We start from the raw sequence: 14,785 nt of genomic DNA, 5'->3' as shown, positions 1-14,785 counted from the left end.
CTCACTTCCCGCGCCCGAAACCGCTTCAACCCCTTGGAGAGCCCCAGCGCCAGCTGCCGGCATTTAGACGGGCGTGCCTTACAGCCAGCCCTTGGCCTGAGCTACCCGCGCGGCCTCAGTCCGGTTCGCCGTCGCCGTCTTGCCGATGGCGGAGGAGAGGTGATTGCGCACTGTCCCCGGGGAAAGGTATAGCTCCCCAGCAATGTGCTTGACCGAAGCCCCGGAGATCGCAATGCGAAGGATGTCCCGCTCGCGCTCAGTCAGCGGATTGATACCCGCCACCAGCGCCTCCGCCGCAAGCCCCGGATCCACCGCATTACCGCCAGCCGCCACCTTGCGGATAGCCTCCGCGAGCTGCTCGGACGGAGCATCCTTGACCATGAATCCCGCGGCCCCCGCCTCCATTGCACGCTGGAGGTATCCGGCCCGGCCGAAGGTTGTCACGATCAGAACCTTGCACAGCCCGGCCAACGCCTCGGTTGCCGCGATCCCATCCATCCCGGGCATCTCGATATCCAGCAGCGCTACGTCCACCCCATGCTCCCGCACGGCGTCGGCGCAGCCCTCACCTGAGGCCAGCTGCGCCACCACCTCGATATCCCCTTCGAGGTTCAGCAGGGCCGCCAGCCCGGCCCGCACAAGCTCCTGATCGTCAGCGATCAACACCCGGATCATAACGTTACCTCCATGCGCGTACCCGGATGATCTGGATGATCCTCCACTGTCAGCGTCCCGCCCGACTGCTCCACCCGTGCGCGAAGCCCGCGGAGTCCATTTCCCTCGGGCCCGGCGGGGCCAGTGCCGTCGTCGTCGACCCTCAAATAACTCTCCCCCAAACTAATCCGGCACGATTTGGCCCCAGAGTGGCGCACCACGTTCGTGACCCCCTCGCGAAGGCACCACGCGAATAACTCCCCGGCCTTCTCCGGGATTTCGGGAGGTTCCGTTGGGACGCGCGCACTGATTCCAGCGTGCCTCAAGACTTCGCGGGCCACCATAAGTTGTTCGGCCAGTTCCGGTTGGTTTAGGGCGACGACGGTCTGGCGCACCTCCCCCAAAGCCTTCCTAGCCGTGGAGAGCACGTAGTCGATTTGTTCCTCTGCGGCTTCCGGATCCGTACGGATGAGACGGCGGGCAAGCTGTGCGTTAACGGTGATCGCGGTCAGGGAATGGCCGAGCACGTCATGGACGGTGCGGCCGAGCTCCTCGCGTTGTTCGGACAGTGCGAGATTCTCGCTCAGCTGGCGGTCCTGCTCATCGCGCTCCGTGCTGATACGGACGATTATGAGGATGATGAACGTCATCCCCACCGGAATCTCTAGCGCCGCGGTGGGGTGATCTGGGTAGACGATGTGCCCGGTGAGAATAGCGGACATCGCAATGAGCAGGGCCGCGACCACGCCTATGCCTAGCTTGTAAGAAAAGAGCCAGAGGGCCATGAAGAATGGCGAGGAGGTCAGGATCGCGACACCTGCAGCCGGCATCATCAACCCCACCATTGCCGCCATAATGGCCGTGTACAGGAGGGTTGAAATGGGGCGCGGAACCGATGCAAGTATCTTCGGATGCGTGAGAGCGAATAGATACACCGCAACGAATACTAGTAGTGCTAGTACACCGATCACCGTCCAGAGCGCGCCCGCTCCCGATGTGACGATGATGGCGAGCGGCCACAACATGAACACAAGCCAGATCCCGCCGTATAAGAGCGTGGTGCGCTGTTCGGCGGGAGTCTGGCAATCTGGCGGATCCCAGGATCCTAGACGTGGGCTCACGGTATCAGTCTATTAGCGCTGGGTCCGGCGGCGGCTGGCAACCATGCAGATCGCTCCGAAGATGGCAGTCCATACCACGAGGCTGAGGATGGAGAGCCCAAGTGAATCGTACTCTGGCCGGTACCCCGGGCCCGTTCCGTCCAGTGGGATTATGAACCCTTCCATCTGGGGCCAGCGCGCTAGGGTTGCCACACCGTACAGGGGCGTGAACTTCGCGATCGCGAGGAGCGTGCCGGATAGGGGAACGAAGAGGTTCCCGAAGAAGGCAAACACTACAAGCAGGCCCGAGGCTGCCGAAACCGCTGTTTCAGAACGGAAGATCAGGGCAATAGCCATGCCGTAGAGGGCGAACGGAAGAGCTACTAGGAGCGTAAGGGCACCCGTGGCAAACCAGCGCCACGTTCCGTCCAACTCCGCGCCGGTAACTAGCCCTAGGGCAAACACCACAAGAATCGGCATCACTGCGACTCCCACGGACATGAGGGTCTTACCCGTGAAATACCCTGCGTTAGACAGACCCGTCATGGACAGCTGGCGTCCCCATCCATAATCACGTTCCACCGCGGCGGTACCCGCCATAGCTGTTGTGGCAACCACCGCGCCGTACACGGCCATCGAGGTCATCACATAGGCTGGCACGTTACCGTTGCTGGCCTGGCCTTGGCCCTGATTCATTCCCACCCCAAACATGAGGTACATGGCCGCTGGCAGTACAACCACGAAGAACGCCGATTCGATCATCCGGATGTTGCGCCAGAATTCCCACGCGGTGTAGCGAAACAGGATCTGAGTTTTGCTTGCTGGTTGAGAGAGCGTAGTTGTCATTATCGTTCACTCCTAGCTTGATCGTCCGTCAGTTCAAAGAACACATTCTCCATCGAGGGTCGCGTTACCCGAACATCGCTGATCAAGGAGCGCTCCAAGAGGAAGAGCGCGAGAGCGTCCGAGTTACTCGTGGTGAAGGCGATACGAGCGCCTTCGTACTCGAAGCGGATGTTATCGCCACCGAAGCGACGGCATACTTCCTCCGGCTCCAAGCCTTCGGTCCGACCATGCCAAATGCCCTCAACGGTCTTTCCATGACCGTTCGTCATATCAGCCACTGAACCATCGGCCACAACTCGGCCCTTGCCCAGCAGCACCACGCGATCCGCGTAGTCATCCGCCTCTTGAAGGTAGTGGGTGGCGAACACGATCGTGCGGCCGCGTTCGGCCTCCGCGTGCATCGAATTCCAGAAATCGCGCCGCGCGCTCGCGTCCATGCCAGCCGTTGGCTCATCCAAGATGAGGAGCTGCGGATCTGTCAGGAGCGCGAGGGCAAACCTGAGCCGCTGAACCTGACCTCCCGAACACTTCTTGACCTTCTGGCCACCGAACGTATCGATGCCCGCGCGGGCCATCACGTCCTCCACCGGAAGGTGGCGATAGTGGCACGCCGCCACCATCTGGAGGGTTTCCCTAACGCTGAGGTCATCGAGTAGGCCCCTTGTTTGGAGCACAGCCCCAACCCTTCCACCCGTAGTGGCGGCCGTTGGCTGGGAGCCGAGGACCTCGATCCTTCCTGCATTCTGCTTGGTAAAGCCCAAGATCATATCGAGGAGGGTTGTCTTGCCGGCACCATTTGGGCCCAGCAACGCCATAACCTCCCCAACGGGCACGGTAAAACTGACATCGTCTACTGCCGTGAGGCTACCGAAGCGCTTCGTCACCGCCTCGATACTGACGGCTTTCTGCTCTGTATTCATGTTTCCATCGTGCCGAGTTTGCAGGGCAGGAGGAACTGTCAGGAATCATTAGCTGATCATGACGATTGTCATGGGAGGGCAAAGAAAAACCCCGGAAGCGTAAAGCCTCCGGGGATTAGTTCTTAGTGGCCGCCGCAGCCGCAACCGCCGCCACCACAACCGCAGCCGCCAGCGCCCGCGGGCTCAAGCTCTAGCTCCGGCAGTTCGTCAGCAGCGCCGCCACCGCATCCGCAGCCGCCAGCTTCGCCACCACCGCAGCAGCCGCCACCGGCCTCCATGTTAAGGATGTCCTGAATCTTTGGGGAAGTGTTGAGGGCTACATCGCGTGCCGGCCCTTCAGCATCGAGAGCGATAATGAGGCCCATCTTCTGCATCGTGTTGAGCATAGGGGCGCCGCAGTGGTTGATAATCACGGCATCAACGTTGTTTTCGCGTAGGAACTTGACGATGCGTGCGTGGTGGCTTCCATGAGCACCCTCGTCGTGGAGGACGTCCCAGCCCACCTCGTGTTCGTCCCAGCTCTGGACCACTCCATCTTCAATGTCAGTGATGGCCACGCGTGGGGCCTTGCCCCAGCTATGGTCAACTTGACCGTCTGGCGTAACAGGTGTTGCGATAATCATGGATCTACCTTATGTCGAGTCTCGATGCACTGCGAACTTGAATCGTTCAACCCTTCAAGAATTTCACACAAAACCGCCGTTGAAAAGGCCGTCAGTCCCAACCTGCGGCTTAATCGTTGGCACGGCCACGGTTTGCAAGGACGTGGCGTTCAAGCGGCTGACACACGGCCAGAGCAATTCCGGATAGGCCCACGCCAATGAGCACGGTAATAACAACTCTGGTGACTCCGGACATGGACACCTGCATTGTGGATGACACCACCCCGAGCCCGAGCCCCAGAGCCGAGGCTCCAAGCGCCGCCAGCACCAGCGGCATCATCACCTGATACATCCGTGTCCATGCAAACACTCTATGCGGGAAACCCACCTGAGTCAGGGCAGCGGTTTCGGGTGCTCGATCAAACACAGTGGAGGATTGGTTCATGAGAGTGGACAAAGCGGCCACAGCGAAGCCAAAGCCTAGCGTGATCATCACACCAGTAAAGATGTCCTGGAAGAGGAAAGCATCCGATTCTCCGGCTTCCATTGGGATGATTGCCACGGATCCCGCGATAAAGCACAGCAGCGCGATGGCGTTCACCGTGCGCCAAGCCGCGCGAGGATCATCGAGGATGCGACGCATTCCCAACAGGCGTGGAACCGAGCTGGTTCTGGTTGCGGGGTATGCAAAGAGTTGGAGTATCCACGGCCCCACAACCGAAATAGCCCCCACCACTAGGAGGATCATTCCCGCCATGACCATGTACTGCGCCGAGTTCCCCACTTGGGCAGGGTTCTTCTGTGCCCATATCACGTAGAAAACTAGTACCGCCGCGAAAGCGAGAGGCCGCCAATGCTTCATCGCCGGAGAGGCTTCGCGCCGGGCCACCCCAAGCGGGGAGATGCGCACGCGCTGCAGGCCCATCACAGTGGAGAGTAGGGCGATTACGAAAAGTAGGGCTAGCACAAGCACGAGGAGGCCAACGGGCAGCATCATCTCGGATGGATGGATCTGCTCCTCGAGGAACGTGATGTTCCCCCATAGCGGCAGGGAGAGGTAATAGGCGATCGTGCCGATCACCGCACCAATCGTCCACTGCACCACGGTTTCTACGAGGGACATTGCGATGGTCTGTCCGCCCGTCACCCCGAGAAGGCGCAGTGAGGAGAGCCTCTGGGAGCGGCCGCGTGCTCCGAGCCGGGCCGCCGAGGCACCAAGCGTAAAGATTGGGAACACGAGGAGTGCTCCCGCCGTGAGAGCCAGCGAGAGATACAGATCAAGGAAGCTGCCGTCTGTGCCCCAGCCAGTATCGCTTCCTAGTGCGATCTGATGGGCCGTAGGATGGGCGCTCCACTGGGAAAACATCCATATACCGCCCGACAGTGTTAATGCCATGACGGTTGAGAGGGTAAAAGACAGCACGGCCAGAACGTCCAACCATGCATCTCCCGTGCGGGAACGTAGCCGTGCCGCCGTGAGCGAGGGGGCCAGCCGTAGTGCCTGCTTCATCGGGCCTCACCGGCTTCCACCTGCACGTCTGCTTGAGCGCGCTCCGCTGCCGAATCAGCATGAATCCTGCCGTCACGAATCTCCACAAGGCGATCGCACCACGCTGCGACCTGCGGATCGTGCGTCACTAGAACAAGCGTGGATCCGGTGCGGCGTGCGGTTACAGTCAAGAGCTGCATCACCTCGTGGCCCGTGGCCTGATCCAGAGCGCCTGTGGGCTCATCGGCAAAGACCACCGAAGGGTTCACGGCCAGCGCGCGGGCGATTGCAACCCGCTGGGCCTGCCCACCTGACATTTCGCCGGGGCGGCGCTGGGACTCAGTTTCGAGGCCAAGGCGCGTCAACCACTCATCGGCCGCACGCAGCGCCTGCCGGCGTGACGTTCCGCTAAGCATGAGCGGAAGCGCCACATTCTCACGGGCTGGGAGCTCCGGGATCAGTTGGCCGTCCTGAAAGACGAATCCGAACTCGTGGAGCCTGAGCTGAGAGCGCTTGGCATCCGAGAGTCCCGAAACCTGCCGATTCCCCAGCGTGACCTCGCCGGAGTTTGGCGCAAGAATCCCAGAGAGGCAATGTAGGAGCGTGGACTTACCGGAGCCAGACGGCCCCATGATCGCCAGTGTTTGCCCGGCTGGGATATCAATATCTACGCCAGCGAGGGCCGGGACCGAACCGAACTTCTTGACGAGGCCCCGCCCCGCCAGCATTGCTTCCGTTGTCATAGCTCCATTCAACCCGCGGGAGCGGCGGGAGGCTATGGATTCACCTATCGCGTTTGGGTAGAGCTGGCTCTACCGGGCGGCCACCCACGTACCCCTCCACCCCGAGATTTGACGCACTCCCGGGTTGGGGTACCCCGGACTTGACGCACTCCCGGGAGGCGCTAGAGCAGGCGCTTACGCAACGCCTCAGGAGCCTCCGGCGAAAACTTCACGGGTGGCACGTCAAACAGCGTGATCGCCCCGCGCGCCCCCTCGGCGGCCATCCGCGCAACCGCCCGAGCGGTTGCACACGCCACCGAACCGGTGAACTCTGGGTTCGAATCGAGCGCGAGCTTGAAGGACATAACCTGTGAGGTACCGTCGCTCGTCTGACCTTGCCGGATCACCGTGCCGCCATGGGGCATTCCCGTGTGGTCGCGGTCGAATTCCTTCTGGCTGATGAAGTTGACCGTAGTGTCATATTCGGCGAAGTAGTTGGGCATGGTGACGATCTGCTCGCGAATGGCCTCTCCATCCGCGCCATCCTCCAACACAACCCAGCACTCGCGCCGGTGCTTGTCTCGCGTGCTCAGTTCAAGCTGCTCCCCAGCATGGATGCTCTCAAGCGCATCCTCGTTCGGGATCGTGTACTGCACGGCCGAGGCCACGCCATCGATCCGCCGCAGCGCATCGGAGTGCCCCTGAGATAGGCCCGGTCCCCAGAACGTGTAGGTCTCGCCCTGCGGGAGAATGGACTCCCCAAGCAGGCGGTTGAGGGAGAAGAGGCCTGGATCCCACCCGGTAGAGATAAGTGCGAGGCGATCGTTTTCACGCGCCACCTGATCAACAACCGCGAAGTGCTGCGGGATCGCGGCATGAGTATCAAAGGTGTCCACAACGTTGAACAGAGTGGCGGCTTCAGGGGATTGATGGCGCAAATCGGTGGCGGACCCGCCGCAGTTGATGCACACATCGATGTTGCCAACCCACTTGGCCATCTCGGATTGCGCCACCGCGAGTCCACTGGCCGTCTCCAGATCCGCCGGGTCGCGGCGCGTGAAGATGGCAACCAGCTCCATGTCCTCGCTGCCCGTCACGGCAAGCTCTACGGCCCGCCCAAGATTGCCATATCCGTTAATTGCTACCTTGATTTTCTCCATTACCTAACCTTATCCATCGCGGCCGCCCGGGCGAGCGCCAAGACCGAATCGTGCAGTGGCCCGGCCAACTTCTCAACATCCGCTCCGGCTTCAGCCTGACCGAACGAATCGAAGATGATCGCGTGCACGTACCCGGCCCACACCTCCGGTTCAGCAACATCGAGGGCCTGCCACTGCTCCCGAATAAACCCGAATACCTGAGAGTGAATCGTCTTCACTTCACCCTCAGCCTGCATGCGTACGTGGGAAGTATTGCGCGGCCGGGCCGTCCGCATGAGGCTCATGAGGAACCCGTGCGAAGAATCCTGGGTTTGCCGGAGGCTCGCCACTGCGAAGCTAGCGAGCTTCTCCGCCGGATCCGCCTCGGGATCAACCTGCGAAAAGACGGCCTCAGACCAGCGGGGCACGTGCTGTTCTAACGCCAGAAGTTTGAGATCATCTACCGAATCGACGTACCGATAGATCGAATTGCGGGCAATTCCCGCCTGCTCAGCTACTGCACCCGCACTCAGGCTATCGGGCCCCTTTTCGCGAAGTATCGCCTCGGTTGCCCCAATGAGCTTGGCCTTGACCATGGCGTGATGCTCACGAACTGTTGGCGCCTCAATCTTTGGCATGCCTTACCTCCACATCTCTGATGTGCATCCTACAAGACCGCGCAAATAAAACAGTGCGAAGCTCGAATGTTCACGCTCCATTCGAGCCTCGCACCTAGACGATCAGCCTTGCACCTTTGGTAGACGGGCGTATCCGAAAAACCCATCCATCAACCGTTGGCCAACCTATTCTTTTATCTCTGGAGGGCTAACCCTTGCAGAGCGGACGTAGGTAGGGGAACCACGAGCAGAGGAACATAGGCCGAATTTGCGCCTCGGTAACCGATACCGGAGATCTTGTATCCGTTACCGCAGTATCGACAGTTCCCACAATAGGACCAACCGCGCCAGCCAACACCAAGCCAACGGCGGCAGTCAAAGCTGCAGTCTTCGCCATCGAAACCCTCCTTTATCCGATAAACAAAGAGTATCCGGACAGTTCACCCGAGTCTCTCCCCCGAAAGTAGGAATTTCTATTCCTACTAAAGTTGGAGAGCCGCACCAATGCGCCATTTACTAGCCCTCGGCCCCCGAAACTAGAGCCAGCAAGATCCCTATTTGCCCACCCTTTGAGACTCGCGGCCCGTCATTCGGACCTAATGCCGCACCAGTCCAAGCTCATGTGCACGAACAACCACCTTCAGGCGGCTGCTCACACCCAGTTTTGTCATGATCGAGGAGACGTGAGACTTCACCGTGGATTCGCGCACGAACAGCCTCTCCGCGATCTCCTGATTCGTGTAGGCCTGACACAATAAGTCCAGAACCTCCTGCTCACGCATCGAAAACTCGATCTCGATGCGCTCCGTCGGCTGCGGACTCACGAGGTAATCGCGGACCAGCCGTGCCGTGGGCCCTGGGGAAACCACGGTTCCGCCGTCCATTACTTGCCGCAGCCCGTGTACTAGATCCTCCGGCGATGTGCTTTTGAGCAGAAATCCAGAAACGCCGGCGTGGAGGCCCGCGAGCATGGCGTCGTCGTCGTCAAAAGTAGTCAGTAAAACAACCTTGACGGCCGGATACAACTGGCGAATCTGCTCAGCTGCGGAAATCCCATCCATGACCGGCATCCGAATATCCATCATGAGAATATCCGGCGCCAAATCACCGGCTAGCCGCGTCGCCTCGAAACCGGTAGCCCCCGTACCCACGATTTCGATATCCGGCGCGCCCGCGAGGTACGTACGTATATTCTCACGTACGAGATCATCATCATCGACGACGACGACGCGAATCGCTTCTCCCCCACTCTCACTCATCATGCTCACTGCTCATCTCTTGGTCGGAATTGAGATTCGGATAATCCAGCGCGAATCGGTGGTGGAAATATCCACTGTTCCGCCCAGCGCCTCGGCCCTTTCTTGGACCCCAACAAGGCCGTAGCCCGGCCCCTCTTTGCCACTACGTGCCGTGGCCAAACCGTTGACGAACGCCCCTTCAACGGCATCCTCGTTGACTTCGATCATGATCGTTGCCGGGACGTCACGCGCGGCGTGCTTGACCATGTTGGAGCACGCCTCCGTGACAATCATCGAGAGCGCAGATGCAACCTCTTCCGGCAACGTACCCAGATCTCCTTCAACCGCCATCTGGACGGTGAGGCCGGCCTCGCGCACCTTGTGGGATTGATCGGTTAGGACGCGATCAAACGAGGTTTGCGGGATAGTGAAGCGCTGAGCTGCATCTGCGGTTTCGTAATCGTTCATCCGAAGCACCGCAAGCATGGATCGCAGATCAGCAGTAGCCCGCCGGCCCGTGTTGGCAATGAAGTCCAGATCGGCCGTGAAATCCGCGTCGGGCGCCTGAGCCGCCTCCGGATGCGACGGATCCTTGGTTATGTGGAGCTTTGCTGCCTCAGCCCGCATCACCATCATCGTGGTTGAATACACCACCGTGTCATGCAGCTCCCGGGCAATTGCCTGCCGCTGATCGGCGAGCTCTTGACGGCGGCGTATCTCCAGCTCCTCGTTTTGGACAAGCTGGCGCCCGAGGAGTTCGCCAACAACCGCAAAGGCCGCCATCAGGCCCGCCCACACAAGGGCACCGGTAATAAGTTCCGTCCCCGTGGTTGTGGGGATCATAAGTACTACCGACCAGACGTAATACCACACACCGAAAAAGGCGGCGGCTACGCGCTGGCGGTGCCAGAGCAACATGAGCAGCACGATGAACGTGGAGAGCGATCCGAGCTGCATCGTCTTGTCCGGAGTGAACCACACAAGCGGAAGGGCAACGGCCAGCATGCAAGCCGCCACGATCGGAAACAGGCCCGATAAGGCCACCGCGGCACAGGCGCCGAAGAGGATTCCTAGGCCGAGCGGGCTCCAATCCATACTCTCCGAGGTCACAAGCGAGAATATGAGCAAGCCCGCACCCAAGACTAGGCCGCCGCCCACGCGCATACCGCGCAGCCCGGAGCTTAGGCGTGCGGTATCGTTCATCCCTCGCTCCTCACACAACTGGGCGCAGCGTTGCGCAACGGATAGCACCAGCCTGTTTCCGGTCTCCTCGGAAATGACCAGCTTTCCGCCTTATCTTACCCCGGGATCGGGGGACTTTGCGCCTAGGGCAGCTAGTTGCGGCCGAACCAGCGCCGCCTGCGGGAGCGGTGCTTCTTGGAGGGCGATTGCGCTGTTTCGGCAGCTGGTTCTGCGGCCTGTTCTTCAGCAGATTCTTCAGCCGGTTGCCCGGAAGGTACTACTGGAATTTCCTCCAAGTCCTCCGCCTTGATCGCGTTCTTCTGAGTCAGGCGGTAGAGCACCGGCAAAAGCACCAGTGTGAGGAGCGTGGAGGAGATGAGGCCTCCGATCACCGTGACCGCAAGCGGCTGGGAGATAAATCCAGCGTGACCCGTGATGCCGAGCGCCATTGGGACCAGAGCGGCAATCGTGGCCACGGCGGTCATAATGATGGGACGCATACGGCGTTGGGCGCCAAGATCGATCGCCTCGTCCATAGACATGCCCTGGCGGCGGTACTGATTGATGAGATCGATCAACACAATCGCGTTGGTCACCACGATGCCCGTGAGCATGAGCAAACCGATCAGCGAGGAAACGCCCAGTGGCGTGCTGGTCATGAGCATCGCGAGGAAGGCGCCGATCGCGGCAAACGGGATGGAGACTAGGAGGATCAGTGGCTGGGACAGGCTCTTGAAGATCCAGACCAGCACCACGTACATCAGGAGGATCGCGGCGGCCATCGCCAAGCCAAGCTGGTTGAATACATCGTCCAACTGTTGAGCCGCTCCGGCCTCCGTTGTGGTTGCACCGGTAGGTAGATCGGTGGAATCCACCGTCTCCGCCACGTTATCGCGCAGAGCACCAAGTTCGTCCGAATCCTCTGGGGTTAGGGAGATGGTGGCCGTCTGTTGCCCGTTGATGGTTACAACGCTGGGAACAACGTCCACTTCCTCAACGGTTGCGAAGGCCGAAATCGGCTGACCCATGATCTCCATATTCTCTAGATCATCGAGGCTGCTCACTGGATCTGCAAGCTTCACGTAAATATCAGTGTCGATATTATCCAGTGTGATCTGGCCGATTGACGGGGAGACGATCTGGGAAGCAATCAGACCCACGATGTCATTCTCGGAGAGCCCCGCAGCGGCCGCTGCTTCGCGGTTCACTGTCACCTTGACGGAGGGCTGCTCCGCGGAAAGGTTCGTAGTTACCTGTTTGGCACCGGGCGTATCTTGCAGTGCCTCAAATAGCTGATCGTTGGCCTCCTGCAGGGTCTGCTCATTGTTCGCCACAATATTGACGTCCACGTTCGTGGAGGTAATTCCCTCCATCTCAGAGGATCCTGTCTGATCCCCCGAGGAGTTTTCAGCAAGGGCGTCTTCCAGCTTCTGGGTGAGGAGCTCCTGATCGGCATCCTCGTCAGTTGTCACCACGTAGGAGATGGATGCGGCGGACTGGCCCATTCCTGCGCCGCCAATAGTGGTGGCAACGGACTCGACGCCAGCCACGTTGCCAAGGGCTTCCTCGGCAACGGCTGCGCGATCAGTCAGTGACTCCATATCTGTGCCAGCCGGAGCCTCCTGCGAAAGCATCACCATATTCTGGCCGGTATCTCCCAGCAGATTCACCTTAAGCATTGGGTACAACGCACCCGAGCCAGCAAGAATCGCAACGGCCACAACGAAAGTGATCACTGGATGCTTCTGGGTGCCGCGGAGCGCTGGCCGGTAGATCCGGCGGAGCCACGACTTCTCTTCCTTGGCTTCGGCGGCCGCGCGCTGTTCGGCTAGAAGCCGCTCGGCGCGCTCGCGTGCCTCGCTCACGCTACGCCCCTCCACGACCTCGGTGGTGGCGTGTGCGGCCCTGACTGCATCTTCAGAAGCACGAGCGGCCTTCGAGGGGCGGAGGAACCAGTACGCGAGAACCGGAACGATTGTGAGCGATACGAACAGTGACGAGGCCATCGCCAGCACCACAGTGAAAGCGAACGGCTTGAAGAGTTCGCCCACCATACCTGAGATAAACCCGACCGGGATAAACACAAGGCAGGTGACAATCGTCGAAGCAGTGACCGCCGAGGCCACTTCCTTGACGGCCGTCTGAATCGCCTGCCGCTTAGGATCGCCGTATTCGAGGTGTCTCTTGATGTTCTCAATCACCACGATCGAATCGTCTACCACCCGGCCAATCGTGATGATGAGCGCTGACAGCGTCAGCATGTTGAGCGAATATCCCGCGACATTCATGAAGATGAACGCAAGTAGCAGCGAAAGCGGGATAGAAACAGCTGTCACCAGCGTGGGACGCACCGCAACCAAGAAGATGAGGATCACGGCCACAGCCATGATCAGTCCCAAGCCGCCCTCTTGAGCAAGTGCCTGAATAGACGTGGTGATAAAGGGCGCCTGATCGAAGATTGTCGTGAAGGCGGCACCCTCGCCCGCCATATCGGTCAGATCTGCAAGCGCATCGTTCACCTCACCCGAGGTTTCCACGATATTCGCATTGGCCGTGGGGAAGATGATCATGGCAACGGCAGGTTTGCCGTCAATTCGGGCCATGAGGTCCGACGTCTCTCCCGTCAGGTCAACCTTGGCAACTTCGCCAAGTTCTACGGAAGTGTCCTCGCCCGTAAGGGGATCCGTGGCAAGAAGTGGGATCTCCTTAAGCCCATCGAGGGAATCGATATCCTGCCCGATCGTGACGTCAAGAGTATGGTCATCGCCCGCGACTGTGCCAGCGGGAACAGAAAGGCCGTTATCGTCCAACGCATCCTGAATCGCATCGGCGCTCACACCCGCAGCTGCAGCCTTCTCCATGTTGAGAGAGATAGTCACGCGCTGTTCTGGTGCCCCAATCAGCTGGGCGGAGGCAACCCCGTCGATCTTCTCCAAATGGGGAATCACGGAGCCGCGGACGTTTTGCGCGGTCTGGAGTGCGTCGTCGTCGCTCGTAACTCCCACCATAGAAAGCGGGATATCGGACGAACCACCCGAAGTCACCTGCGTTGTAGTGTCATCAGGGAACGAATCCTCGATCTGAGAGATAGACTGCTCAACCTTTGAGGTGGCGCGGGAGAGGTCAGTACCATACTCCAGCTCGATGGTGATCATTCCGTAGGACGACGACGAATTAGTACTCGCCTCCTTCACCTCAGGAATCGTTGCCATCTGCTGCTCAATGGGTCCCGCAACGCGCTCGTTCACCTGCTCGGCGGTGGCGCCAGGGGAAACGGCAACAACGGAAACGGCAGGGAGCTCCACCTGCGGGATGAGCTCTTGGCGCATCGATGACATCGAGATTCCACCCAGAATCGCTGCAACGATACAGACCAGAGCTACAAATGACCGATTTCGGAGGGATGCCCGTGCCAATCTATCCATGGTGGGCAGTCTAGCGAATTACCCGATCAGTCCCATTTCCCGGAAGCCGTGCGCTAGGCCTCCATCGTTTACCGGCTTGGTGATCCAAGAGGCAACCTCGTCGATTCCATCTTTGAAGTTCCCCATCGCGATACCGTGGCCCACAACCTCGAGCATCTCGCGATCGTTGGCAGAATCCCCAAAAGCGATAACATCCTCGAGCGGAATGCCCATGTGTTCGGCAAAGTGCTTGACGCCCACAGCCTTGGACATCCCCTTGGCTGTGAGTTCCGACATATCGCGGAATCCCGTGGGTGCAAGAGAGCCGGGCAGTATGCAGAAGCGGTCGCCGAATTCATCCATGGCGTCCTGCATCCCTACCGGCGAACCGTGGGGAAACACGAACGTCAGCTTGAACGCACGCTCGGGGCGGTGCCAGTCCAGAGCTGGCTCGATCTGCTTGAGAAAATTGGTCCAATCGCCAGGCGTTCCGCCCTCCTCCTCCGGCGTGCGGAAAACGTCTAGGAAGAAGCTGTGTGGATACAGAGTGTTTGGCCCCTGCCACATCCACCCGGCGTGGTGGGATTCCAACCAATCCGAAAGCTCTGTCACTTCTGATGCTGGCATGAAATCGGCGAATACCTGTTTGCCCTCGAGCTCGCCGTATGCGCCATTGCAGCCGATGAATCCTTGGAAGCCCAGCTCCCAGAGGAAGGGGTAAATCTCTGGCTTGGCACGGCCCGTGCAGATAATCAGAGTGTGCCCGGCGGCTATGGCCTCCGCAATCGCGTCGCGCGCCGATGCCGGGATTTCTTGGTTCTCATTTATCAGCGTGCCGTCTACATCCAGAAATACAAGTCGCTTCACCTGAC

The 14,785-nt window shown here is 59.8% G+C and carries 14 protein-coding genes; all 14 read right to left on the bottom strand.

What is annotated here, in order from left to right; genetic code table 11:
* Positions 1-78: 78 nt before the first annotated feature.
* The 14 genes from DD236_RS00845 to DD236_RS00780 all read right to left on the bottom strand — a co-directional run bounded on the left by DD236_RS00845 (position 79) and on the right by DD236_RS00780 (position 14,780).
* Positions 79-675 carry a response regulator transcription factor gene (locus DD236_RS00845; protein ID WP_109092497.1) on the bottom strand — a complete coding sequence of 199 codons (597 nt, stop codon included), beginning with the start codon at positions 673-675 and terminating at the stop codon, positions 79-81.
* Positions 672-1,775 carry a sensor histidine kinase gene (locus tag DD236_RS00840; protein WP_109092496.1) on the bottom strand — a complete coding sequence of 368 codons (1,104 nt, stop codon included), beginning with the start codon at positions 1,773-1,775 and terminating at the stop codon, positions 672-674. The genes DD236_RS00845 and DD236_RS00840 overlap by 4 nt, the downstream gene beginning before the upstream one ends.
* 12 nt (positions 1,776-1,787) lie before the next feature.
* Positions 1,788-2,600 carry an ABC transporter permease gene (locus DD236_RS00835; RefSeq protein WP_109092495.1) on the bottom strand — a complete coding sequence of 271 codons (813 nt, stop codon included), beginning with the start codon at positions 2,598-2,600 and terminating at the stop codon, positions 1,788-1,790.
* Positions 2,600-3,520 carry an ABC transporter ATP-binding protein gene (locus DD236_RS00830; protein ID WP_109092494.1) on the bottom strand — a complete coding sequence of 307 codons (921 nt, stop codon included), beginning with the start codon at positions 3,518-3,520 and terminating at the stop codon, positions 2,600-2,602. The genes DD236_RS00835 and DD236_RS00830 overlap by 1 nt, the downstream gene beginning before the upstream one ends.
* 122 nt (positions 3,521-3,642) lie before the next feature.
* Positions 3,643-4,143 (bottom strand): NifB/NifX family molybdenum-iron cluster-binding protein, encoded by a 501-nt coding sequence (locus tag DD236_RS12125; protein ID WP_207785641.1) that lies wholly within the window; start codon positions 4,141-4,143, stop codon positions 3,643-3,645.
* 109 nt (positions 4,144-4,252) lie between these two features.
* Positions 4,253-5,632 carry an FtsX-like permease family protein gene (locus DD236_RS00820; RefSeq protein WP_109092493.1) on the bottom strand — a complete coding sequence of 460 codons (1,380 nt, stop codon included), beginning with the start codon at positions 5,630-5,632 and terminating at the stop codon, positions 4,253-4,255.
* Positions 5,629-6,354 (bottom strand): ABC transporter ATP-binding protein, encoded by a 726-nt coding sequence (locus DD236_RS00815; protein WP_109092492.1) that lies wholly within the window; start codon positions 6,352-6,354, stop codon positions 5,629-5,631. Before DD236_RS00815 ends, DD236_RS00820 begins: the two co-directional genes overlap by 4 nt.
* A gap of 161 nt (positions 6,355-6,515) precedes the next feature.
* Positions 6,516-7,493: a diaminopimelate dehydrogenase gene (locus DD236_RS00810; protein WP_109092491.1), complete on the bottom strand. Its 978-nt coding sequence runs from the start codon at positions 7,491-7,493 to the stop codon at positions 6,516-6,518.
* Positions 7,493-8,110 (bottom strand): TetR/AcrR family transcriptional regulator, encoded by a 618-nt coding sequence (locus tag DD236_RS00805; RefSeq protein WP_109092490.1) that lies wholly within the window; start codon positions 8,108-8,110, stop codon positions 7,493-7,495. The genes DD236_RS00810 and DD236_RS00805 overlap by 1 nt, the downstream gene beginning before the upstream one ends.
* A 187-nt stretch (positions 8,111-8,297) precedes the next feature.
* The gene (locus DD236_RS00800; RefSeq protein ID WP_109092489.1) at positions 8,298-8,486 is read right to left on the bottom strand and encodes a hypothetical protein; all 189 of its coding nucleotides are present in this window, start codon (positions 8,484-8,486) and stop codon (positions 8,298-8,300) included.
* 199 nt (positions 8,487-8,685) lie between these two features.
* Complete coding sequence (locus DD236_RS00795) at positions 8,686-9,351, bottom strand: response regulator (RefSeq protein ID WP_109092488.1); 666 nt, start codon at positions 9,349-9,351, stop codon at positions 8,686-8,688.
* Between the two features lie 9 nt (positions 9,352-9,360).
* Positions 9,361-10,530, bottom strand: coding sequence for a sensor histidine kinase (locus tag DD236_RS00790; RefSeq protein ID WP_109092487.1), 1,170 nt, complete (start codon positions 10,528-10,530; stop codon positions 9,361-9,363).
* A 131-nt stretch (positions 10,531-10,661) separates the two neighbouring features.
* Complete coding sequence (locus DD236_RS00785; protein WP_109092486.1) at positions 10,662-13,934, bottom strand: efflux RND transporter permease subunit; 3,273 nt, start codon at positions 13,932-13,934, stop codon at positions 10,662-10,664.
* Between the two features lie 18 nt (positions 13,935-13,952).
* Positions 13,953-14,780, bottom strand: a complete 828-nt coding sequence (locus DD236_RS00780) for an HAD family hydrolase (protein WP_165819779.1) — start codon at positions 14,778-14,780, stop codon at positions 13,953-13,955.
* Between the last annotated feature and the right edge of the window lie 5 nt (positions 14,781-14,785).

Source organism: Ancrocorticia populi, assembly GCF_003123745.1.
Taxonomy (GTDB): domain Bacteria; phylum Actinomycetota; class Actinomycetes; order Actinomycetales; family Actinomycetaceae; genus Ancrocorticia; species Ancrocorticia populi.
Note: the sequence above shows the minus strand (reverse complement) of the source record. Positions and strands in the feature narration are given on the sequence as shown.

Bases quoted from the DNA above. Each gene is read 5' to 3' on its own strand.
- DD236_RS00800 (WP_109092489.1), bottom strand. From the start codon at position 8,486: ATGGCGAAGACTGCAGCTTTGACTGCCGCCGTTGGCTTGGTGTTGGCT.
- DD236_RS00785 (WP_109092486.1), bottom strand. From the start codon at position 13,934: ATGGATAGATTGGCACGGGCATCCCTCCGAAATCGGTCATTTGTAGCT.
- DD236_RS00820 (WP_109092493.1), bottom strand. From the start codon at position 5,632: ATGAAGCAGGCACTACGGCTGGCCCCCTCGCTCACGGCGGCACGGCTA.
- DD236_RS00810 (WP_109092491.1), bottom strand. From the start codon at position 7,493: ATGGAGAAAATCAAGGTAGCAATTAACGGATATGGCAATCTTGGGCGG.
- DD236_RS00830 (WP_109092494.1), bottom strand. From the start codon at position 3,520: ATGAATACAGAGCAGAAAGCCGTCAGTATCGAGGCGGTGACGAAGCGC.
- DD236_RS00805 (WP_109092490.1), bottom strand. From the start codon at position 8,110: ATGCCAAAGATTGAGGCGCCAACAGTTCGTGAGCATCACGCCATGGTC.
- DD236_RS00815 (WP_109092492.1), bottom strand. From the start codon at position 6,354: ATGACAACGGAAGCAATGCTGGCGGGGCGGGGCCTCGTCAAGAAGTTC.
- DD236_RS00790 (WP_109092487.1), bottom strand. From the start codon at position 10,530: ATGAACGATACCGCACGCCTAAGCTCCGGGCTGCGCGGTATGCGCGTG.
- DD236_RS12125 (WP_207785641.1), bottom strand. From the start codon at position 4,143: ATGATTATCGCAACACCTGTTACGCCAGACGGTCAAGTTGACCATAGC.
- DD236_RS00795 (WP_109092488.1), bottom strand. From the start codon at position 9,351: ATGATGAGTGAGAGTGGGGGAGAAGCGATTCGCGTCGTCGTCGTCGAT.
- DD236_RS00845 (WP_109092497.1), bottom strand. From the start codon at position 675: ATGATCCGGGTGTTGATCGCTGACGATCAGGAGCTTGTGCGGGCCGGG.
- DD236_RS00835 (WP_109092495.1), bottom strand. From the start codon at position 2,600: ATGACAACTACGCTCTCTCAACCAGCAAGCAAAACTCAGATCCTGTTT.